This window comes from Williamsia herbipolensis, assembly GCF_000964005.1.
Classification (GTDB): Bacteria; Actinomycetota; Actinomycetes; order Mycobacteriales; family Mycobacteriaceae; genus Williamsia_A; species Williamsia_A herbipolensis.
The window spans coordinates 221,693-243,814 of the sequence record NZ_JXYP01000021.1 but is presented as its reverse complement, the minus strand read 5'-3'; the positions used below and the strand labels follow the sequence as shown (position 1 = coordinate 243,814).

Annotated in this window: 18 protein-coding genes and 1 other RNA gene; 10 read left to right on the top strand and 9 right to left on the bottom strand. The window is 70.0% G+C overall.

All coding sequences use genetic code 11. The features are described 5' to 3' along the window. Window positions 1-56 precede the first annotated feature (56 nt). The 5 genes from cobC to TU34_RS12340 all read left to right on the top strand — a co-directional run bounded on the left by cobC (window position 57) and on the right by TU34_RS12340 (window position 6,130). Complete coding sequence (gene cobC, locus TU34_RS12360) at window positions 57-1,187, top strand: Rv2231c family histidinol phosphate aminotransferase CobC (RefSeq protein ID WP_065973585.1); 1,131 nt, start codon at window positions 57-59, stop codon at window positions 1,185-1,187. Window position 1,188: 1 nt separating this feature from the next. Further along, window positions 1,189-2,349 (top strand): Nif3-like dinuclear metal center hexameric protein, encoded by a 1,161-nt coding sequence (locus tag TU34_RS12355; protein WP_045823133.1) that lies wholly within the window; start codon window positions 1,189-1,191, stop codon window positions 2,347-2,349. Between the two features lie 39 nt (window positions 2,350-2,388). Next, window positions 2,389-3,126: a zinc ribbon domain-containing protein gene (locus TU34_RS12350; RefSeq protein WP_045823132.1), complete on the top strand. Its 738-nt coding sequence runs from the start codon at window positions 2,389-2,391 to the stop codon at window positions 3,124-3,126. Between the two features lies 1 nt (window position 3,127). Further along, window positions 3,128-4,234 (top strand): bifunctional RNase H/acid phosphatase, encoded by a 1,107-nt coding sequence (locus TU34_RS12345; RefSeq protein ID WP_045823131.1) that lies wholly within the window; start codon window positions 3,128-3,130, stop codon window positions 4,232-4,234. 381 nt (window positions 4,235-4,615) lie between these two features. Continuing rightward, entirely contained in the window at window positions 4,616-6,130 is a 1,515-nt protein-coding gene (locus tag TU34_RS12340; protein ID WP_052688889.1) for a DUF222 domain-containing protein, read from the top strand. Between the two features lie 36 nt (window positions 6,131-6,166). Here the strand turns inward: TU34_RS12340 and TU34_RS12335 are convergent, their stop codons facing one another. From TU34_RS12335 to TU34_RS12325, 3 genes are all read right to left on the bottom strand, one after another. Next, the gene (locus tag TU34_RS12335; RefSeq protein ID WP_238981270.1) at window positions 6,167-7,393 is read right to left on the bottom strand and encodes an SLC13 family permease; all 1,227 of its coding nucleotides are present in this window, start codon (window positions 7,391-7,393) and stop codon (window positions 6,167-6,169) included. A 19-nt stretch (window positions 7,394-7,412) separates the two neighbouring features. Next, window positions 7,413-7,934, bottom strand: coding sequence for a DUF1697 domain-containing protein (locus TU34_RS12330; protein ID WP_045823130.1), 522 nt, complete (start codon window positions 7,932-7,934; stop codon window positions 7,413-7,415). A 71-nt stretch (window positions 7,935-8,005) separates the two neighbouring features. Then, complete coding sequence (locus TU34_RS12325) at window positions 8,006-9,154, bottom strand: alpha/beta hydrolase (RefSeq protein ID WP_082080210.1); 1,149 nt, start codon at window positions 9,152-9,154, stop codon at window positions 8,006-8,008. 32 nt (window positions 9,155-9,186) lie between these two features. Between TU34_RS12325 and rnpB the strand changes: the two genes are divergently transcribed. Further along, window positions 9,187-9,611: RNase P RNA component class A (gene rnpB / locus TU34_RS22370), an RNA gene on the top strand. Between the two features lie 37 nt (window positions 9,612-9,648). Here the strand turns inward: rnpB and TU34_RS12320 are convergent. The 3 genes from TU34_RS12320 to panB all read right to left on the bottom strand — a co-directional run bounded on the left by TU34_RS12320 (window position 9,649) and on the right by panB (window position 13,094). Next, a complete protein-coding gene (locus TU34_RS12320; protein ID WP_045823129.1) occupies window positions 9,649-11,166 on the bottom strand; it encodes a CYTH and CHAD domain-containing protein in 1,518 nt (505 codons plus the stop codon). Next, window positions 11,163-12,152 (bottom strand): prolyl aminopeptidase, encoded by a 990-nt coding sequence (pip, locus tag TU34_RS12315; protein ID WP_045823128.1) that lies wholly within the window; start codon window positions 12,150-12,152, stop codon window positions 11,163-11,165. The genes TU34_RS12320 and pip overlap by 4 nt, the downstream gene beginning before the upstream one ends. Window positions 12,153-12,248: 96 nt before the next feature. Further along, window positions 12,249-13,094, bottom strand: a complete 846-nt coding sequence (panB, locus tag TU34_RS12310) for a 3-methyl-2-oxobutanoate hydroxymethyltransferase (protein WP_045823315.1) — start codon at window positions 13,092-13,094, stop codon at window positions 12,249-12,251. Between the two features lie 180 nt (window positions 13,095-13,274). Here panB and TU34_RS12305 point away from each other — a divergent pair, with 180 nt between their 5' ends. The 4 genes from TU34_RS12305 (at window position 13,275) to TU34_RS12290 (ending at window position 20,439) form a co-directional block, all read left to right on the top strand. Further along, on the top strand, window positions 13,275-14,909 hold the full coding sequence (locus tag TU34_RS12305) for an alpha/beta hydrolase (RefSeq protein WP_082080209.1): 1,635 nt from the start codon (window positions 13,275-13,277) through the stop codon (window positions 14,907-14,909). Between the two features lie 84 nt (window positions 14,910-14,993). Then, complete coding sequence (glnA, locus tag TU34_RS12300) at window positions 14,994-16,334, top strand: type I glutamate--ammonia ligase (protein WP_045823127.1); 1,341 nt, start codon at window positions 14,994-14,996, stop codon at window positions 16,332-16,334. Between the two features lie 61 nt (window positions 16,335-16,395). Next, window positions 16,396-19,443 carry a bifunctional [glutamine synthetase] adenylyltransferase/[glutamine synthetase]-adenylyl-L-tyrosine phosphorylase gene (locus tag TU34_RS12295; RefSeq protein ID WP_045823313.1) on the top strand — a complete coding sequence of 1,016 codons (3,048 nt, stop codon included), beginning with the start codon at window positions 16,396-16,398 and terminating at the stop codon, window positions 19,441-19,443. A gap of 18 nt (window positions 19,444-19,461) precedes the next feature. Continuing rightward, window positions 19,462-20,439, top strand: coding sequence for an endonuclease/exonuclease/phosphatase family protein (locus TU34_RS12290; RefSeq protein WP_052688888.1), 978 nt, complete (start codon window positions 19,462-19,464; stop codon window positions 20,437-20,439). Between the two features lie 7 nt (window positions 20,440-20,446). Here the strand turns inward: TU34_RS12290 and TU34_RS23910 are convergent, their stop codons facing one another. The 3 genes from TU34_RS23910 to TU34_RS12280 all read right to left on the bottom strand — a co-directional run bounded on the left by TU34_RS23910 (window position 20,447) and on the right by TU34_RS12280 (window position 22,098). Then, window positions 20,447-20,611 (bottom strand): hypothetical protein, encoded by a 165-nt coding sequence (locus TU34_RS23910; protein ID WP_160298525.1) that lies wholly within the window; start codon window positions 20,609-20,611, stop codon window positions 20,447-20,449. A gap of 116 nt (window positions 20,612-20,727) precedes the next feature. Continuing rightward, on the bottom strand, window positions 20,728-21,489 hold the full coding sequence (locus TU34_RS12285) for an FAD-binding oxidoreductase (protein ID WP_045823126.1): 762 nt from the start codon (window positions 21,487-21,489) through the stop codon (window positions 20,728-20,730). A 12-nt stretch (window positions 21,490-21,501) separates the two neighbouring features. After that, on the bottom strand, window positions 21,502-22,098 hold the full coding sequence (locus TU34_RS12280) for a sulfite oxidase-like oxidoreductase (protein ID WP_045823125.1): 597 nt from the start codon (window positions 22,096-22,098) through the stop codon (window positions 21,502-21,504). Window positions 22,099-22,122: the final 24 nt, after the last annotated feature.

The following is a 22,122-nucleotide window of genomic DNA, read 5'->3' as shown; positions in this document are numbered from 1 at the left end:
GTCACCCGACGTGCGCCGCCCGGGCCACGCAGGGGCGCGAAGTAGAGTCGTGAGCTGTGATCCCGTCGGCGACGCACCACCGGACCGCCGCGGCCGGCGACCTCACCGCACTCGACCGTCACGGCGACGACGACGTCGCCCCGGGCATGGTCGATTTCGCCGTCAACGTCCGCGGCCGGACTCCGGGTTGGATGCTCAATGCACTCGCCGCGCGGCTCCCCGACCTGGCCGGCTATCCCCTGCGAGACGATCACGACGCCGCGGTCGACGCGATCGCCCAGGCCCATCGCCGCGACCGCCGCGAGGTGTTGCCCCTCGCCGGGGCCGCCGAGGGATTCGCGCTGCTCGCCCGGCTGCGTCCACGCACCGCCGTCGTCATCGCCCCCACCTTCACCGAGCCCGAACGGGTGCTGACCTCGGCCGGCGTGCAGGTGACCCGTGTCGTGTGCCCGGAGCCGTGGGACGTGGCCGCCGCAGACGTGCCCGACGACGCCGACATGGTGATCGTGGGCAACCCCACCAACCCGACCTCGGTGTTGCACACCCGCGAGGCGATCGAGTCCCTGCGGCGTCCGGGACGGATCGTCGTGGTCGACGAGGCGTTCGCCGACGTGACCCTCACGGTGCGCGCAGGGGAGGAGATCGACGAACCGGAATCCCTCGTCGGGATCGCCCACCCGGACGTCATCGTGATCCGCAGCATCACCAAGACCTTCGCCCTGGCGGGGCTGCGTGCCGGATACCTCTGCGCGACAGCCGATGTGATCACCGACCTGACCGCGGGTCGCCCGCACTGGCCGGTGGGCACCCTGCAGCTGACCGCTCTGCGCGCCGCGTTGTCGGACCGGGGGAGGGCCCACGCGCGCGCGCAGGCCCGCATCGTGCGTGCCGACCGCGAGGCGATGTGTGCAGCCCTGACCGACGCCGGCATCGATGTGTGCGGCACGCCCGCGGCGTCGTTCGTGCTGGTGCGGACCATCGACGGGACCGCGCGCAAGAACCACCTCGCGCGGGCGGGTCACGCGGTGCGCAGCTGCGCGAACTTCGCCGGTCTCGGTCCCGACCACCTCCGGCTCGCCGTCCGCGAACCCCACGTCGTCGCCGGGCTGATCGCCGCCTGGCGCGGCGGCGACGACGCCGACCAGCATCTCGACACCCCAGGCACTGACATCGACGACGGGAACTGACGTGGCCGCCCTACGCGATCTGATCGAACTGCTCGACGCGACCTACCCGCCCCGACACGCCGAGTCCTGGGACAGCGTCGGTCTCGTCTGCGGCGATCCCGGCGACACGGTCACCGCGGTGTTGATCTGCGTCGACGTCACCGACGCGGTCGTCGACGAGGCCGTCGCGACCGGCGTCGAACTCATCGTGGCGCACCATCCGCTCCTGCTGCGCGGTGTCGACACCGTCGGCGCCCACACCCCGAAGGGCAGGTTGATCCACCGCCTCATCCGCTCGGGGTGCGGGCTCTACACCGCGCACACCAACGCCGACATCGCCCGCCCCGGGGTGTCCGACGCCCTCGCCGACGCGCTCGGCGTGACCGACACCCGACCGCTGTCGCCGGCGCCGAGCCCGCCGCTGGACTCGTGGGTGGTGATGGTCCCGCGCGCCGCGACCGACGCAGTCGCCGAGGCGATGTTCGCCGCGGGCGCCGGGGCCATCGGCGAGTACAGCCGATGCCGCTTCACCGTCGCCGGCACCGGGGAGTTCCTGCCGGGGGACGCGGCGACACCGGCGATCGGTGCCGTCGGCGAGATCACCTCGGTCGCCGAGGACCGGATGCAGATGGTGGCACCCCGCAGCCGGCGCGACGCGGTGCTCGCGGCCCTGCGCGCGGCACACCCCTACGAGGAACCCGCCTTCGACCTCATCGAACTCGCCTCGACCCCCTCCGGCATCGGTCTCGGGCGGGTGGGCACCCTCGCCGAGCCGATGTCGTTGCGCGCGTTCACCGATCACGTGGCGACCTCGCTGACGACCGCGCCGTGGGGCGTGCGGACGGCGGGCGATCCGGACGCGATGATCTCGACGGTCGCGGTGTGCGGTGGAGCCGGCGACTCGCTGATCGACGCCGCGGCGGGTGCCGGCGCCGACGTGTACGTGACCGCGGATCTGCGACACCACCCCGCCGACGAACACCTGCGGGCCGGGAGCCCGGCGCTCGTCGACGCCGGACACTGGGCGACCGAGTTCCCCTGGTGTGAGCAGGTCGCCGGGGTTCTCGACGCCCACGACGCAGGGGTGGTGATCACGGTCTTCGACCGGCCGACCGACCCGTTCACGCTGCACAGCGCACCCCGGACCAGCGGTGTCACGAAGAGGACCGACGCCGACCGGTAGTGTCGCGAGAACCCCTACAGAACAGGACACCCTCGCGACATGAAGGCAGATCCGGCCGATCAGAGAGCTCTCCTCGACCTGGCCGAGGTCGATGCCGGGGTCTCGAGGGCCACCCATCGGCGGTCCCATTCGCCGGAGGCCGCGCGGGTCGCCGAGCTGACCGAGGCGCTGCGCGAGTACCGCGATCAGACCATCGCCGCCCAGATCGCGGCCGAGGACCTCGCCCGCGAGGTACGGCGACTCGAGAACGACATCGCCGTTCTCGCCACACGCCTGTCGAAGGACTCGGCCCTTCTCAACGGCGGCACCCTCACCGGTAAGGCGCTCACCGAGATCGAGCACGAGATCGCCGGTCTGCACCGTCGGCGCGGGGTCGCCGAGGACGAGTTGCTCGAGGTGATGGAACGCCAGGAGGCCACCGCCGCGGAGGAACTGCGCTGCGGGGCACTGGTGACGCAGACCGAGGAGGAGATCGCGCGGGCCGAGTCGGCCGCGGCGACGGCGATGTCGGAGATCGACGTGACCGCCGACGCCGCGCGCACCCGCCGTGACGAACTGCGCGCACAGATCGACGACGCCCTGCTCGCCGTCTACGACAAGCAGGTGTCGCAGGGCCGGATCGGTGCGGGCCTGCTGCGGCAGGCGCGGTGCGGGGCCTGCCGCATGGAGATCGACCGCGGAACCCTCAGCCGCTACGGCCAGGCACCGGCCGACGAGGTGCTGCGGTGCGACGAGTGCGGCGCGATCATCGTGCGCACCCACGAGTCCGGGGTCTAGCGTGCGTGTGATCGTCGAGGCCGACGGCGGTTCGCGTGGCAACCCCGGCGTCGCCGGATACGGGGCCGTCGTGTGGGACGCCGATCACGAGGCCGTGCTCGCCGAGCGCAAGGAGTACATCGGCCGCGCCACCAACAACGTCGCCGAATACCGCGGGCTCATCGCCGGGCTCGATGCCGCGCGCGACATCCGGGCCGACGAGGTGCGGGTCCGGATGGACTCCAAGCTCGTCGTCGAACAGATGTCGGGGCGCTGGAAGGTCAAGCACCCGGACATGATCCCCCTCGCGGCTCAGGCGCGGGATCTCGTCGCGGAGTTCTCGAGCGTCGACTTCGCCTGGATTCCGCGTGCCGAGAACTCGCACGCCGACCGCCTCGCCAACGAGGCGATGGATATGCAGACCGACGGTCAGGTCGCGACTTCCCCCGAGCCGGCCGCGCCCGTCGAGAAGGGTGCGGCGGCGAAGACCGGTCCCGGCTGGACCGGGGCGATGGGGGAGCCCACCCGGTTGGTGCTGGTCCGTCACGGACAGACGGCGCTGTCGGTGGACCGGCGCTACAGCGGCCGCGGCAACCCCGAACTCACCGCTCTCGGTGTGCAGCAGGCTGATCGGGTGGCGCATCGGATCGCCACGCGCGGCGGGATCAAGGCCATCGTGTCGAGCCCGTTGTCGCGGGCGCGGGCCACCGCCGACGCCATCGCCCGTCGCGTCGGACTGCCGGTGCACGAGGTGGAGGGCTTCACCGAGACCGACTTCGGCGAATGGGAGGGCCTGACGTTCCTCGAGGCGATGCAGCGTGACCCGGAGCTGCACCGCGCGTGGATGTCCGACGTCACCGTGGCCCCGCCCGGTGGTGAGAGCTTCGAGGTGGTCACCGAGCGCGTCCGGGTCGCCACCGAGCAGGTGGTGTCGGAGTACGGGCCGGGCAACGTCGTGGTGGTCAGTCACGTCACGCCGATCAAAACCGTTCTGCGCCATGCCCTCGACGTCGGTCCGTCGATACTCTTCAAGCTCCACCTGGACCTGGCGTCGCTCTCGACGGCCGAGTTCTACGCCGACGGAGGCAGTTCGGTCCGTCTCGTCAACGACACGAACCACCTCGCCTGACGCGCCTACAGCGGGGCTGACTGTGTGGAAACGGTCGTCGAGTGTGCTCACAACACGCAGCACGCCGACGACGAGACAACGCACACTCGGCGTCCGGCTTCCGCACCGTCAGCGGTAGCAGAAGATGGCCACAGCGGGAAGTATGCCGACACGGCTGACTGTGTGGAAACGGTCGTCGAGTGTGCTGACAGCACACCGCACGCCGACGAGGAGACAACGCACACTCGACGGCCGGCTTCCGCACCGTCAGCGGCGGTAGAACGCAACCATCCACCCGAAATACACTCACGTTCAACACTATTCACGATAATCAACCTCCCACACCCTCGAACACGCGTGCTAGAATAGACGTACAGTCACACCTGGGGAGGGGGACAGCCGGTGAACGATCTCGTGGCGGATTACGTTGCCCTGGAACAGATCTTGAACAAGATCGCTGAATCCGACTCCTCAGCGTGCGACGAGGAGACCGTCGCCGAATTGGCGATCCGCCACGAACACACCATCCGCCGAATGGAATCCATCGGCAACCAGCGCATCCTCGAGGTCTCCGATCGCGACGCCCACCGGACCGTGGGATGCGTGACCGTCTTCGAGTTCCTGCAGACGAAATTGCGCATCACCCACCCCAAGAAGAGGCTCGACGCAGTCCGATCGCTGGAACCCATGCACGCGATGAACGGTGAGAAGCTGCCGCCGGTGTGCCCGAACACCGCTCGCGAGTTGGCGGCCGGAACGATCGGACCCGATCACGTGCATGCGGTTCTCGACGTGTTGAAGAAGATCCCGTCAGCGGTGGATGCCGAACACCGGGCGTTCGCCGAACAGACTCTCGCCGAGTTCGCGACGACGTTGACGCCGAAAGAGATCGGCGCCGCCGGCGTGCGGATCCTCGCCCACCTCGATCCCGACGGCACCCTGACCGACGACCGCGATCGCGCACGCAACCGGAAACTCAACCTCGGCTGCCAAGACAGCCAGTTGATGTCGAAACTCACCGCCACACTCGATCCGATCACGCGGGCCCTGTTCGACGTCGTGCTCGCCAAGTGGGCGGCGCCCGGGATGAACAATCCTGACGACGACCAGTCACCGAAGGGTGATCACGGCGATGCCGACCCGGAACTGCTCAAAGACGCAGCTGACCGGGACTACCGCAGCCAGAGCCAACGCAACCACGACGCCTTCACAGCCCTGCTCGATGCCGCCGTCAACGGTGGCCTCCTCGGTGGGTCGCACCGGGGGTTGCCGCCGCAGATCATCGTCTCCATCACCGACGCACAGTTACGCGAGCACGCCGGTGTCGCACGTACCGCCACGGGCAGTGACCTGCCGATCAGCGATGTCGTGAAGCTGGCTGCCGATGCACAGCCCCACCTCGCCGTGTTCGACGACGTCACCAACGAGCCCTTGTTCTTCGGCCGCGGCCGCCGGCTCGCGTCCCAAGCGCAGCGGTTGATGGCCTTCTCGCAGTACAAGGGCTGCAGCAAGGATGACTGCACGACACCGTTCGCGCACACCGAAATGCATCACGCTGAACGCGATTGGGCCGACGGCGGACTTACCGACTCGCCACACATGGCACCGGCGTGCGGCCGACACAACCGCGCCGTCGGTTCTGAACCCCACCAATGGGCGACGGGGAAGATCACCGACGGCCCCGACAAGGGTCGCTACGGGTGGCGTCGTAATACCGACCCGCCCGACCAGATCCGCGCCAACCACCTGCACCGGATCGACGAATTGCTCTTGCGACACCGGGACACGCTCGAAGGATCGGTGGCGCCACCCGCTCCGACGTCTGACGACATCGCCGAACCGTCGACGGACGCCACGCCGGAACGGCGTTCCTTCGACGTCACCTGGCCACGCGGTCTCGTCACCTACGCGGCGTGATGCAGTGGCCATGCCATGCCGTGGCTGACCGCGCGCTCAGGCGACCAACCACAGCGCGGTGACCGCGGCGACGATCGACGGGAGTCCGGCGGCGAGGCCGAGGGCGGAGAATCCCGCGGCGGAGACGGCCACGCCGTCGCGACTGACGATGCGCCGCCACAGCAGGTTCGCCAAGGAGCCGACGTAGGTGAAGTTGGAACCGATGTTGACCCCGAGGAGCATCGCGAGCAGCGCGACGGTCGGGGCGCCGGACATCGCGGCGAGGAGCAACAGCGTCGCCGGGATGTTGTTGATGACGTTCGCGACCACCGCGCCGATCGCGGCGATGCCCAGCAGCGCGAGCAGTCCCGACCCGTTCGGCACGATTCCCGCCAACCACCGACCGATCGCGCCGTCGGCGATCGCCGCGACCAGGACCCCCAGTGCGAACACGAACACGAGGAACAGCGGGTTGATGGCGCGGACGACGTCGGTCACCCCGGACTTCCTGCGCGCCATCGCGATCACGGTCAGCACCACAGCTCCGGCGGTCGCGAACCACACCGGCTCCACGCCGACCTGAGACGACAGGACGAAACCGAGCAGAGTCGCGCCGAGGACGCAGAGCGCGGTGACCGGCGGCGGTCCGGGTTCCTGCGGATCGCTCTCGGGCATCTCGGCGATCTCGCGACGGAACCACCAGCGGTGCACCGCGTACTGCACCACCAGCGTCGCGAGCCAGGGGAGCGCCATGAGGACGGTGAAGCGCCCGAAGCTCAGGCCCGTCGCCGAGAACGCCAGCAGGTTGGTGAGATTCGAGACCGGCATCAGCGACGACGCCGCGTTGGCCAGGCTGATCGTCGCCACCGACAGGGGGCGAGGGCCGACGCCGAGTCCCCGCGTCACGGCGATGAGCACCGGCGTCAACAGCACAACGGTGGCGTCGAGGTTCAGGGCCGCGGTCGTGACGGCGGCCCCGACGAAGCCCAACGCGAACAGTCGTCGACCGTTGCCCGCGCCGGCGCGGCCGATCTGCCGCGACACCCACTCGAACACGCCCAGGACCTCGCACCCGTGCGAGAGCGCCAGCAGCGCAGCGAGTGTGGCGACGGTGGACGTCAGACGGTGGATCTCGTCGAACGCCTCACCCAGTGTCACCGCGCCGACGGCGATCGCGATCGCGGCCGCGGGGACCGCGACCGTCGCCTCGGGGAGCCCCCGCGGACGCCACACCGCGAACGCGAGCGCCACCACCATGAGCGCCACGGCGCCCGCTGCCATCATGTCTGTCGTCCCCGGGGCCTCAGGCGAGGATCTTGCGGAGGGTGCGGAGGTTGCGATTGGTGGTCGTCGCCTTGTATCTCGACTCGCCCAGCACCTTGCCGAAAGCGCTCGTGAGCGTCTGCTCCCGCGGCACCGACCAGTAGACGACACCGTCCCCACGGGCCACCGACTCGACGTCGCCGTCGATGTCGACGCCGAGCAGTTCGTCGAGGACCGCGGTGTCGGCGACGAACACGACATAGGCGTGGACGCCGTCACTCTCGTCGAACGGATACGCAGCGGTGACCGCGGCGACCTGGTCGACGCTGTGGACGAACACGAACGCCTCGTAGCCGAACCGTTGTCCGAGGGCCGGTTCGATCACTGCGCGCAACTGCGACGGTGCGGCGTCGTCTCCGGCGTCGAACACGACGTTGCCGGTGGCGAGCACCGACCGCACGTCGGCGAACCCGAGACGTCCGAATTCGTCTCGCAGATCGGACATTCCGACCCGGACGCCACCCACATTGATGCCTCGGAGCAGAGCGACGTAGCGGGCCACCGCGTCAGGGTAGCGCCCCGGCCCCGGTCGTCGGAGCGCCGTCGTCCCCGCGGCCGTCGCGGCAGTGGACGCTACCGTCGGCCGACGGGCACCCCGAGGGCGCGGGCCACCGTCGGCCACGAGCGATGCAGGTCCTGATTCCAGTAGCCCCACGAATGCAGGCCGGATCGATAGTTGATCGTGGTCGCCACCCCGGCCCGGCGGGCGGCGCCGGCGAACAACCGGGTGCACGTCAACGCGCCGCTCTCCAACACCCCACCGACAGGCGATGCCAGGCCGGCGAGGCCCAGCGAGAAATCGGGGAGACCGTTCCCGACGGCGAGATAGAGCGAGGTCCCCTTCAGCACGCCGACCTGCGAGGCGGGGTCGTGTGCCCGCCACTGTGCGTCACCGGGCGGGCCCCACATGTTGTCGGGGTTGCCGCCGCGGGTCAGGATGCTGCCCTGCGTGGCCGCCGCGGCGTTGGGATCGAGGAGATCGAGGCATCCGCTGAACGCGGCCACGCCGCGATAGAGACCGGGGTGACGGACGGCGAGCATCATCGCGCCCGTGGCGCCCATCGAGACACCTCCGATGGCGTTGACGCCGTTGCCCGCGAACGTCCGGTCGATGACCGGGGGCAGTTCCGACGAGAGGAACGTGTCCCACTTGTTCACGCCGAGAACGGGATCGGTCCGATCCCAGTCGGTGTAGTAGCTCGCGGTCCCGCCGATCGGGAGGACGACGTTCACCGACTTGTCGGCCATGAAGCGCGCGATGTCGGTCTGATCGGTCCACCCGCTCTGGCGGTATCCGGTGAGGACGCCGGCGTCGATGCCGTCGAGCAGGTAGAGCGACGGTCGCGGCCGGCTCCGGTCACGGGGGAGGAGCACGTCGACCGAGATGATCTTCCGCATCGACGGGGAGAACACGCGCAGCCGGGCCTTCTGGGGCGCGGTCATCACCACCGACACGACCCGTGCGGCCGTGGCGCCCGCGGCGGGCGGTGTCGTGGTGACGCCGGGTGTGAGTGTCGGAGGCGCCGCCTGCGCGATCGACGGCGAGATCGCGGCGGCGGTGACGACCGCGACCAGGGCGAGAAGGACCGCGAGGGCCCTCGTCGGAGCCGTTGCCGTGTCGGACGTCGTCGTGTGCGGTGTGTTCAAGGTCCAACCCCCCAGGTTGATGCGCGTCGCCGGTCCGATGCCGATCCCGCCGTGGGCGCGACGACGATCGGGCATGGGACGAACGGCGGCTATCATAAACCGGCGAACGAGCCGACCGGGCGATCGCGGTCTGCGGGAACGGTCACCCGCGAGGGTGACACGCCCGTGATCGAGGAAAGTCCGGACTCCACAGAGCAGGGTGGTTGCTAACGACAACCCGGGGTGACCCGCGGGAAAGTGCCACAGAGAACAGACCGCCGACACCGCGCCCTCGGGTGCGGGGGTCGGTGAGGGTGAAACGGTGCGGTAAGAGCGCACCAGCGCCGTGGGTGACCACGGCGGCTCGGTAAACCCCACCCGGAGCAAGGTCGAAGGTCGCACCGCGAGGTGCGGCTGCGCAGGCGTTCGAGGGCTGCTCGCCCGAGCCTGCGGGTGGACCGCTCGAGGCACCCGGCGACGGTGTGTCCAGATGGATGATCGCCCACGACCCTCGCGGTCGGGACAGGATCCGGCTTACAGGTCGACTCGTTCGCACCCCCTCGTGGATGCCCGCTCCCCGGGCCGACGCGCTACAGGTCGTCGGCGATGGCGTCGTAGCGGCGCAGCGCCTCGGCGTGGCGTTCCTCCTCGCGGGCGTCGAGACGGCCCAGGACGAAGGCGTCGGTGGGCGAGCTGAGAGTCGTCGCGACCTCGGCGAGCAGCTCGCGACTGAGCGTCGCGTCGTTGGCGTCACCCAGCAGCGACTGGATCTTCTTCGCTGTCGCGCCGACCTGCTTGTGTCGGGAGATGCCGAGCGTCGCGCCCGCCTCGGCGATGTAGCGCAGCCGTTTCGCCTTCTTGCGGACCGTGTGCATCTGCTCGGTCCACTCCTCGGTGTCCCGGTCGTGCCTCGCGAGCCTCCGTTGCGCCTTGCGCACCGAACGGCGGCTGGCGTCCACGGCGTCACGCAGGGCTTTCTTCGCGGGCCGCTCGGCGTCGGGACCGGCGACGGGATCGACGAGGTATTCGTCGATGGCGTCGAGCAGGGCGAAGTAGCGGGCGGAGTTCATCCCCGTGACCGCGACACGCAGCCCTCGGCGGTACCGGCGGGTCTGTTCGTCGACGAGCGCCGCGCGTAGTGCGTCCGAGGCGTTCTCGTCGGCGAGGAGTTCGGCGTAGCGCTGCGCGGTCACCTCGGCGTCGCGTGCGACCCCGAGCACCGAGGCCAGTTCCTTGAGCTCGTCGCCGATGGTGTCGCGGGCGGCGCCGCCGAGGACCGAGTCGAACGCGCGCAGCACGCTGCGGAGTCTGCGCGTCGCCACCCGCATCTGATGGACCGCGTCGTCGGCGTCGGCACGTACCGCCGGATCCCACTCGACGAGCTGATCGCGGTGTCGGGACAGTTCGGTGATCACGAGTTCGAGTGCGGTCGGCTTCGTCGGCAGCGGCTTCGTCGAGCGGTGGCCGGGCATCGCGCCGATGGTGCGGGCGAGTTTCGACGCGCTCGAGGCGGTGGTGGCGCCGGCCCCGCGGAGCAGCTCCTCGGCGGGCCCGAGCAGATCGGTGTCGCCCCCGTTCTCGCCGACGAGTTCGAACTCCCACTCCGACCACGTCTGTCCGGTGCCGCCGGGCAGCAGGGACCGTGCGGTCACCAGGTCCGCGCACAACACGGCCAGCAGACGGCCGTCGTCGCCGCGTGCCTCGGTGATCTGACGTCGGGTGCCGATCACCGCCACCGGCGACAGCGTCCGGCCGCGCACGTGTACGCGGACCGGTTCGAGCAGCTCGGCGGGGACCGTGGCGTGGGCGATACCGGTCGCCGGATCGGCATCGTCGGGATCGAGCGGGACCTGCCGTTCGCGGCGCCCGCCCGCGCCCGCCGGCCGCTTCAGATGCCACCCCTCGTCATGGCCACCGGTCCGGCGACGCAACGTGATCCGGTTGTCGGCGAGATCGAGGTTCTCGGTGTCGAAGTAGGTGGCGTCGAGGTTCTCCTCGATCGGCTCCGACGTCGAGGCGACACCCGGCAGCGCGGTGAGATCGGGGATCGGTCGCCCGGCCGCGACGTCGAACTTCAGCTCGATCTCGATCTGCTCGTGCGCGGTCATGACTGGCGTGCGTCCTTGTCGTCGGTCGTGGCGGGTGTGCGTGCGAAGCGGTCGGTCGCCTCGACGAGATGGTGTTTGATCCCGGCCTCGAAGGAGGCATGGCCGGCATCGTCGACGATGCGCAGATCGGCAGAGGGCCACGCGCGGTGCAGATCCCACGCGCTGCGCATCGGACAGACCACATCGTATCGGCCCTGCACGATCACGCCGGGGATGTGGGCGATGCGTTCGATGTCGCGCAGCAGCTGACCGTCGTCGAGGAAGCCCCCGTGGGTGAAGTAGTGGTTCTCTATCGAGGCGAAGGCGAGATCGAAACGGGTGTCGACGTCGTCGGCGTCCGGGGTCGGCAGCAGATGACTGGTGCTCTGTTCCCAGTTCGTCCACGCCGTGGCGGCGGCGGACCGTACGTCGGGGTCGTCGGAGGCGAGCAGTCGCCCGTAGGCCGCCACGAGGTCGCCGTCGCGTTCGGACTCGGGGATCGGCGCCAGGTAGCCCTCCCACAGGTCCGGGAAGAGGTGTGCGGCGCCACCGTTGTAATACCAGTCGATCTCGCTGCGGCGCAGCAGGAAGATGCCCCGCAGCACCAGCTCGGTGACACGCTCCGGGTGGGTCTGGGCGTAGGCGAGTCCCAGCGTGGAACCCCACGATCCGCCGAACACCTGCCACCGCTCGACCCCGAGATGGGTGCGGATGCGTTCCATGTCGGCGATCAGGTGCGCGGTGGTGTTGACCGAGAGATCGGCGCCGTCGGCGATGTGCGGGGTCGATCGTCCGCACCCGCGTTGGTCGAACAGGATGATCCGGTAGGCCGTCGGATCGAAGAACCGACGCTGATCCGGTGACGTGCCCCCACCGGGACCGCCGTGGACGAACACCACCGGCTTGCCCTCGGGGTCGCCACTGCACTCGACGTGGATCCGTTGTCCGTCACCGACGTCGAGCATCTCCTGCTGGTACGGCTCGATCGCCGGGTACAAATCGCGCATCGGTCCATCATGCCGGGTGTGCCCGAGGTGGCGGCACGTCCGTCGGTGACGATCGGATCGCGATCATGCGCGCCGGGCTCGGCGCGCGGTGTCGATTCAGTAGCTGTGCTCGGGTCCGGGGAACTGTCCCCGGCGCACCTCGTCGGCGTACTGCTCGGCCGCGACACGCAGGTCGGTGCCGATGTCGGCGTAGCGCTTCACGAACTTGGCTGTCTTGCCGTGGGTGAAGCCGGCCATGTCCTGCCACACGAGGACCTGGGCGTCGGTCTCGTTACCGGCGCCGATGCCGACGGTGGGGATGGTGAGCTTGCGGGTGATCTGGCCGGCCAGATCGGCCGGGACCATCTCCATCACGACGGCGAACGCCCCGGCCTCGGCGACGGCGATGGCATCGGCGACGAGCTGGTCGCCTGCGTCGCCACGGCCCTGGACGCGGAAGCCGCCCAGTCCGTTCACGCTCTGCGGGGTGAACCCGATGTGGGCCATCACCGGGATGCCCGCGGCACTCAGGGTGGCGATCTGGTCGGCGACGCGCTCACCCCCCTCGAGCTTCACCGCGTGCGCCCCGCCCTCCTTGAAGAAACGGATGGCCGAGGTGAGTGCTTGCGCCGAGCCGCCCTCGTAGCTGCCGAACGGCAGGTCGGCGACGACCAGAGCGTGCGGGGCGCCGCGCACCACGCCGCGGACCAGCGGCAGGAGTTCGTCGATTGAGACCGGGATGGTGGTGTCGTAGCCGTAGACCACGTTGGCCGCGGAGTCGCCGACCAACAGCACCGGGATCTGCGCGGCATCGAAGATGCGGGCACTCGAGTAGTCGTAGGCGGTGAGCATCGACCACTTCTCACCCTCGGCCTTCATCTGGGCCAGGTGGTGGACGCGGGTCGCGCGGCGGGGAGAGGTCGGCGCGGTGGAAGGGGCGCCGTAGACAGAGCTGTCGGACATCATCGTCTCTTTCGTGCCTCGAGTCTCGCGATGCGCGAGTACCCGGGTGGATGTGGACGCCACCAGTGTGGCACCCGTACACCGCGACATCCCAGGTCTGCGCGGTGTGCCGTGTCTCACACCGCCGGTGCGTGGCGCTCGCGGAGGTCGAGCCGTCACGTGCCGTGCCACGATGGGTCGATGCCGCTCCCGACGTCGCCAGTCGAATCGTCCCGCCGGCACCGTCGGGGCCTGCGCTGGTCGGTTCTCGCCGCGGTGCTGCTGCTCGCCGGATGCGCGAGCACCTCCACGCAGCGCTTCGATCAGGGCACACCGGTGACGGGTTCGACGTCGAACGGTTCGGACACCTCGGTCGCGCCGGACCCGTCGGCCGCGCCGGTCGGGGGTCCGCTCGGCCGCTTCTACGGCCAGCGCATCGCGTGGGGGTCGTGTGCGGAGTTCGCCCCGGACGGCGGATACCCGGCGCAACGCAGTCAGTGCGGACGACTGACCGTCCCGGTCGACTACGCCGATCCGAGCGGCGCGACGGCGTCGCTCGCGGTGTTCCGGCTCAAGGCCGCCGAGCGCGCGACGGGGATCCTGCTCACCAACCCCGGCGGGCCCGGGGGATCGGGCGTCGACTTCATGGCCTCGGTGGCCTCGGATTTCGCCGACCGCGATGTCAGTCGCACCCTCGACATCGTCGGGTTCGACCCCCGTGGTGTCGGACTGTCGACGCCGCAGATCCGTTGCCGCACCGACGCCGAGCGCGACGCGGTGCGCGCCCGGGACTGGGTCGACACCAGCCCCGCGGGCATCGCCGCGGTCGAGAAACGCAACGCCGCGGTCGGTTCGGCGTGTGCGCGGCAGATGGGCGGTGACTTCCTCGCCCACGTCGGCACCGCGGACGTCATCGCCGACATGGACGTCCTGCGCGGAGCCCTGGGCTACGAGCAGCTCAACTACCTCGGCTACTCCTACGGCACGCTCATCGGCGCCGATTACGCCGAGCGGTTCCCGACCCGTGTGCGGGCGATGGTCAACGACGGCGCCGTCGACCCGTCGGCGGACCCGGTCGCCGACGTCGTCGCGCAGACCGCGGGATTCCAGCGCGCGTTCGACGGCTTCGCCGCCGACTGTGTCACCCGACGCGGGTGCGCGCTGGGTACCGATCCGGCGCGCGCCACGGCTCGCTACCAGGAGCTGACGCGCCCGCTCATCGGGCGGCCGACGCCGACGACCGATCCGCGCGGGCTCACCTACGGCGACGCCCTCACCGGCACCGGGCAGGCGCTCTACAGCAAGAACCTCTGGCGGTACCTGCGCGACGGCCTCGCCGAACTCGCCGGTGGGCGCGGTGACACCCTGTTGCGGCTGGCCGATCTCTACGAGGGTCGCGACCGATCGGGCCGCTACGACAACAGCGCCGACGCCTTCACCGCCATCCGCTGCGTCGACGGTCCACCCATCACCGACCGCGCCACGCTCGACCGGCTCGACACCGACCTGCGTCGCGCGGCACCGTTCCGCGACGACGGTCGGGGGACCGGGCGCGGCTCGGCCGACGAGTGCGCGTTCTGGCCGGTGCCCCCCACCTCACAACCGCACCGGATCGCCGCGGCCGGTCTCCCGACCACGGTGGTCGTCTCGACCACCGACGACCCCGCCACGCCGTACGCGGCCGGGGTCTCGCTGGCCGGGCAGCTCGGCGCCCGCCTGATGACGTTCCGGGGAACCCAGCACACCGCGTCGTTCGAGGGCAACGCGTGCCTCGACGACCCGTTGACGAAGTACCTCGTCGATCTCACGCTGCCGCCGGTGGGTGTCACATGCTGAGACGGGGTCACCGCAGCCCCAGTTGGGCGGGCTCGATGCGTGTCCGTAACACAGATTTAACAGCGCGCTTCTAGCCTCTGATCCATGGACCGCCAAAAGGAATTCGTCCTTCGTACCCTCGAAGAACGGGACATCCGATTCGTCCGTCTGTGGTTCACCGACGTGCTGGGATATCTGAAGTCGGTGGCCATCGCGCCGGCCGAACTCGAAGGCGCCTTCGCCGAGGGGATCGGCTTCGACGGCTCGTCGATCGAGGGCTTCTCGCGGGTGTCGGAGGCCGACACCATCGCCAAGCCCGACCCGTCGACCTTCCAGGTCCTGCCGTGGACGACGAGCGGCGGCAAGCACCACTCGGCCCGCATGTTCTGCGACATCGCGATGCCCGACGGCACGCCGTCGTGGGCCGATTCGCGCCACGTGCTGCGACGCCAGCTCAACAAGGCAGCCGATCAGGGGTTCACCTGCTATGTCCACCCCGAGATCGAGTTCTTCCTCATGAAGGACGCCCCGACCGACGGGTCGCCACCCACCCCCTCGGACACCGGCGGCTATTTCGACCAGGTCGTGCACGGCAGCGCGCCGAACTTCCGACGCCACGCCATCGACGCGCTGGAGTCGATGGGTATCTCGGTCGAGTTCTCCCACCACGAGGGCGCGCCCGGTCAGCAGGAGATCGACCTGCGGTACGCCGACGCCCTGTCGATGGCCGACAACGTGATGACGTTCCGCTATCTCGTCAAAGAGGTCGCGATCGGTGAGGGCGTGTGGGCGACGTTCATGCCCAAGCCCTTCAGCGAGCATCCCGGCTCGGCGATGCACACCCACATGAGCCTGTTCGAGGGCGACACCAACGCCTTCCACAACCCCGACGACCCGATGCAGTTGTCGCAGACGGGCAAGCACTTTATCGCGGGCATCCTGCACCACGCCTCCGAGCTGAGCGCGGTCACCAACCAGTGGGTCAACAGCTACAAGCGACTCATCCACGGTGGTGAGGCCCCGACCGCCGCGAGCTGGGGCGGCGCCAACCGCTCGGCACTGATCCGTCTGCCGCTCTACACCCCGAACAAGGCGTCGTCGCGACGCATCGAGGTCCGTAGCCCCGACTCGGCCTGCAACCCGTACCTGACGTTCGCGGTGCTGCTGGCCGCCGGACTCAAGGGCATCGCCGAGCAGTACGAACTGCCCGACGAGGCCGAGGACGACGTGTGGGCGTTGACGTCGGCGGAGCGTCGCACCATGGGCTACAAGGAACTCCCGGGGAGCCTCGGCGACGCGTTGAAGGCGATGGAGTCGTCGGAACTGCTGGCCGAGGCGCTCGGCGAGCACGTGTTCGACTACTTCCTCCGCAACAAGTGGACCGAGTGGAACAACTACCGCAGCCAGGTCACGCCGTTCGAGCTGAAGAGCTACCTGGCCCTGTAGGACCGACGCGAGGCAGCCTCGCGCGCACGCGGCGGAGGTGGCGGCGACTACGGTCGTGTCCGTGAGTTCCCTCTCCTCTCGGGCCGTGGTGCCCGGGCCGGCACGTCTCGGACTGATCGACGACTCCGCCCCCGGTGACCTCGCGGCGCTCGGGTGGACCACACCCGCCCACCTCGATGTGCTCTGGGCGTTGTCGCGCGCCCCCGACCCCGACCTCGCGCTGCGGGCGCTCATCCGGTTGCGTGCCGCAGTGGGCGACGCGTGGGCCGAGGTCGACGACCGCATCCGCATGCGACGCACCTTCCGTGGGCGGCTGTTCGCGGTGCTCGGTGCGTCGGAGGCCCTCGGCGATCACCTCGTCGCCGAGCCCGACACCTGGCATCTGCTCGACCCCGACGGCACCACCGAGGACGGGTTGCCCGGGTTCGACGAGGTGCTGGCCACCATGCTGGCCGCGGTCGACGCGGCACCCGAACCCGGCGCCCTCGAACGCGGCGACCGCATCTACCGCGCCGGGGTGTCCGGGCCCGCCGCGGTCGTCGCGCTGCGGACCGCCTACCGGAACATCCTGGTGCAGTTGGCAGCCCGAGATCTCGCGCCCGCCGTCGAGGACGAACCGGTGCTGTGGTTCCCGCAGGTGGGCCGGTACCTCGCCGACATGGCCGACGCCGCGCTGACCGCCTCGCTCGCCGTCGCGATCCGCGAGGTGTGCGGCGACGCGCCGCTACCGGTGCGTCTCGCGATCATCGCGATGGGCAAATGCGGTGCGCGCGAGCTGAACTACGTCAGCGACGTCGACGTCATCTTCGTGAGCGACCCCGCCGACGGCATGTCGGCACGCATCGCCGGCGAGGTGATGCGGATCGGGACGCTGGCGTTCTTCGAGGTCGACGCGGCCCTGCGACCGGAGGGCAAGGCGGGCGCGCTCACCCGCACACTGGCCAGCCACGTCGCCTACTACCAGCGGTGGGCCAAGACCTGGGAGTTCCAGGCGCTGCTCAAGGCGCGTCCCATGACCGGCGACATGGGCCTCGGCGCGGAGTACCTCGACGCGGTGTCACCGATGGTGTGGGAGGCCTCCGAACGCGAGGACTTCGTACCGGAGGTCCAGGCGATGCGCCGGCGGGTCGAGAAGATGGTGCCCCCCGACCTGCGGTCCCGGGAACTCAAACTGGGCAGCGGCAGCCTGCGCGACGTCGAGTTCGCCGTCCAGCTCCTGCAACTGGTGCACGGTCGCGTCGACGACTCGCTACGTGTCCTGTCGACCGTCGAGGCACTCACCGCGCTCACCGCCGGGGGATACGTCGGCCGCGACGACGGGGCCAACCTGACGGCGTCGTACGAGTTCCTGAGACTGCTCGAACACCGGCTGCAGCTGCAGAAGCTCAAGCGCACGCACCTGCTGCCCGAGTTCGACGACCGTGAGGCGATGCGGTTCCTCGCCCGCGCCGCCCACATCCGGCCCGAGGGCGACCTCGACGCGGCAGCGTCGTTGCGCGCCGAGATCCGGAGGCAGTCGCTGCGGGTGCGGCGTCTGCACGAGAAGCTGTTCTACCGCCCGCTGCTCGACGCCGTCACCCGCATCGACGCCGACGAACTGCGGCTGTCGGACGCGGCGGCGACCAAGCGCCTGGCCGCGCTCGGCTACGCCAAACCCGACCACGCGCTGAGTCATCTGCGGGCACTGCTGTCGTCGGCCGGTCGCCGCGGGCAGATCCAGGAGTTGCTGCTCCCGACCCTGCTCGAATGGCTCAGCAACACACCCGATCCCGATGCCGGCCTGCTGAACTACCGCCGGTTGTGCGAGAGCCTCGCCGATCAGGACTGGTTCCTGCGGCTGCTGCGGGACGACGGTCTGGTCGCCGAGCGGCTGATGCACGTCCTGGGGGCGTCGGCGTACGTCTCCGAGCTCCTCATGCGATCACCCGAGGTGATCCGGCTCTACACCGACTCCGCGTCGGGGCCGAAGCTCTGCGAGGTGCCGATCGCCGACGTCGCCAACGGCCTGGTCGCCTCGGCGGTGCGCCAGCCCGACGCGAAGCGCGCCATCGCCGTCGCCCGGTCGCATCGACGGGCCGAGCTCGTCCGGGTGGCGTCGGCCGACATCCTCGGAATGCTCGACACACCGGCGGTCTGTGCGGCGTTGTCGGGTGTGTGGGCCGCGGTCCTCAATGCGGCGCTCAAGGTGGTCATCGCCGAATCGGCCGCCGCCCGTGGCGTGCCCGCCCCCGCACGCATGGCGGTGATCGGCATGGGCCGCCTCGGCGGTCAGGAACTCGGCTACGGCTCCGACGCCGACGTGCTGTTCGTGTGCGATCCGATCCGGCCCGAGGGCGGCGGGGACGACGAGGTGGACGAGGCGGCGGCGATGCGCTGGGCCAACACCATCGCCGACCGCGTGCGCACCCTGCTGAACACCCCCAGCGCCGACCCGCCGCTCGAGATCGACACCGGTCTGCGGCCGGAGGGGCGAAACGGCCCCGTGGTCCGGACGTTGGCGGCGTACCGCGCCTACTACACCCAGTGGGCGCAGCCCTGGGAGATCCAGGCGCTGCTGCGCGCCCACCAGGTCGCCGGCGACGAGGATCTCGGTGTCGCGTTCCTGCACATGGCCGATCGCATCCGGTATCCCGACGGCGGTGTCTCGGCGGACGCGGTGCGCGAGATCCGTCGGATCAAGGCGCGTGTCGACGCCGAGCGTCTGCCGCGCGGGGCCGATCCGGCGACGCACACCAAACTCGGTCGCGGCGGTCTCGCCGACGTGGAGTGGACGGTGCAGCTGCTCCAGTTGCGCCACGGCCACCGCCTGGCGTCACTGCACAACACCTCGACACTGCAGTGCCTCGACGCGATCGGATCGGCCGAGATCCTCTCCGAGACCGATGTCGGCCTGCTCAAGGAGGCGTGGTTGACCGCGACCAAGGCCCGCAACGCCCTGGTGTTGGTGCGCGGCAAGGCGATCGATCAACTGCCCGGGCCGGGGCAGCAACTGCGCGCCGTCGCGTTCGCCGCGGGATGGCCGGAGGACCAGGCCTCGGAGTTCCTCGACAACTATCTGCGCGTCACCCGCCGTGCGAAAGCCGTGGTCCTGAAGGTCTTCGGTGCCTGATCGGTTGTCGGTGCGCGCGTGGTGAGAACGGTCGCGCGCGAGCGGGGTCCGTTGGCTCGCACGGCGACAGTCGTCGCGGCGCTCGTCGGCTGGGCGCTGGCCGCGGCCGTGGTGATGGCTCTGTGGCTGCACTGGTATCCGGGACGCGGCCGCGTCTCGACGGCCCTCGCCTCGGCGGTCCCGTGGCTGTTGCTCGCCGCGGTGCCCGCACTACTCCTGCTGGGGTTGACGCGCCGGTGGATCTCGGTGGCCCTGACACTGCTGCTCGCGGTCGCCGGTCTCACCACACAGCTACCGCTGCTGGTCGCGTCGACCGCGCCGGCGGGTCGCGACGTGGTCGTGGTGCAGTCGAACATCAAGCTCGGAGCCGGGGATGTGGGTGAGGTCGTCGACATCGTGTCGCGCGAGCGCGCCGATCTGCTCACGATCGAGGAGCTGACACCGCAGGCACTCACGCGACTGCAGGCCACCGATCTGCGGACGACGCTGCCCTACCTGTACGCGGTCCCGGGGACAGGTGGGGTCGGCACGGCCATCGCGAGCCGATACCCGTTGCGCGACACCATCGCCCTCGACGGCTACTCCCTGAACAATCTGCGGGCGGTCGTCGATCTGCCCGGCGCGCCGGCGACGACGGTGTTCGCCGTGCACCCGATCCCGCCGTACCCCTACGCACCCGATCGATGGGTGCGGGAGATGCGCACCCTGCGGGAGACCGTCCACGGCACCCGCGGCGATCATGTGATCGTCAGCGGCGATCTCAACTCCACCTGGGATCACCAGCAATTCCGGGCGCTGGCCGACAACGGTTTCGGTGACGCGACCGATCAAGCCGGGGCGCGCTGGGCGATGACCTACCCGGCCGACCGATGGTTCCCTCCGGTGATCGCCATCGATCACGTTGTGTCGCACGGTTTCATCGCGCGATCACTGCACACCGTCTCGGTGTCGGGGTCAGATCACCGGGCGCTGGTGGTGCGGCTCGCGGTGAACTGACGCCGCGTCAGTCCGTGGTCTGGGCGCGCGCCAGGGCGGCGACCGCCTGGGCCAGTGTCTCGACCGACTCCGCGAGCAACGCGTGCCCGCGATCGCCGTCGAGGTGGGACTTCGCGATCGCGGCGATCCCTGCCGCGGTGTCGGCACGTTCTGCTGCCTGCTCAAAGCTCACGATCGCTCACCTTTTCTCTGTCGTCACGCGGGTGGGTCGTCGACGCGACCCCTCTGCGACGACCCTACTGACAGGGCCCAGGTTCGCGGGCCGGGTCGGCGTGGGGATCGTCGGGGTCAGGCGGCGAGGAACCGTTCGATGCGGATGTCGTCGATCGGATATCCGGCGTCGAGCAGCCACTCGCCGAGGGTGTCGACGTACTCGGTCGAGCCGCACAGGTAGAGCAGCGGACGGGATGCGACGGGCAGGATCGCCGCCGCGAACTCCTCCCGGGTGATCCGCCCGGCCGGGCGGGGGCCGGAACCGGCGGTGCGGGTGAAGAACCAGTCGACGCGGAGCCGATCGGCGGCGGCCAAGGCGGCGAACTCGTCGCGGAAGAACACCTGCTCGGGGGAGCGCGCGGAGTACAGCAGCCGCATCGTCGCCTCCGGGCGAGTGGTCTCGCGCAGCCGGATCATCGCCATCAGCGGGGTGATTCCCGAACCGCCCGCCACGAGCTGCACGGGCCGCGAGGTGTCGGCGCCCGCGCCGGTACCACTGTCGGCGCCCGCGCCGGTGTCGAGCGGGGGCCATACGAACTGTATGCCGATGGGGCCGGCGATCTCGACCTGTTCACCGATCTCGAGGTCATGGACGAGGAACGGCGACACCTCGCCGTCGTCGAGCTCCTCGACCCCGACCGCGACGGTGTCGCCCTCCCGGACATCGGACAGCGAATACGACCGCGACGTCGAATAGCTTTCCGGCGCGGTGAGTTTGATGTCGATGTGCTGTCCGGCGCGAGCGCCGGGGAACCCGGGGATGTGCAGCCAGATCGACCGGGCGGTGTCGGTCTCGCGTACCGCCCCCACGACGGTCGCGACCTGCCACGTGGTCATCGTGCCGGCCTGTCACGCATAGCGCTGCTCACGCCAGGGGTCGCCGTACATGTTGTAGCCGTTGGCCTCCCAGAAGCCCGGTTCGTCCGCCGACATCAGATGCAGCTCGTGGATCCACTTCGCGCTCTTCCAGAAGTACAGGTGCGGCACCAGGAGTCGGGCCGGTCCACCGTGTTCCGGGGCGAGCGGCTTCCCGTCGAAGGTGTGGGCGATCATCGCCTTCCCGTCGACGAGGTCGGCGAGTGGCATGTTGGTGGTGTAGCCGCCGTAGCAGCTCGCCATCACGTGCGTTCCCGCGTCGCGCAGGCCGGCGGCGTCGAGCAGGGTGTCGATCGACACCCCCTTCCAGGTGGTGCCGAGTTTGGACCAGCGTGTGACGCAGTGGATGTCGACGGTGATCTCCTGCTGCGGCAGGTCCGTGAACTCCGACCACGTCCACCGGTGGCCCGCGCCGTCCGGGCCGGTGAGCGTCAGCGCCCAGCGTTCGGTGCGCACCACCGGCGTCGCGGCCAGCGACATCACCGGGAAATCCGTGGTGAGGTACTGACCGGGCGGCAACTGCGGTCCGGGGCGCTCCTTGCGGCGGAAGCGCGGATTGATGACGGCCATGGGGACATTATCGACGCACACCGG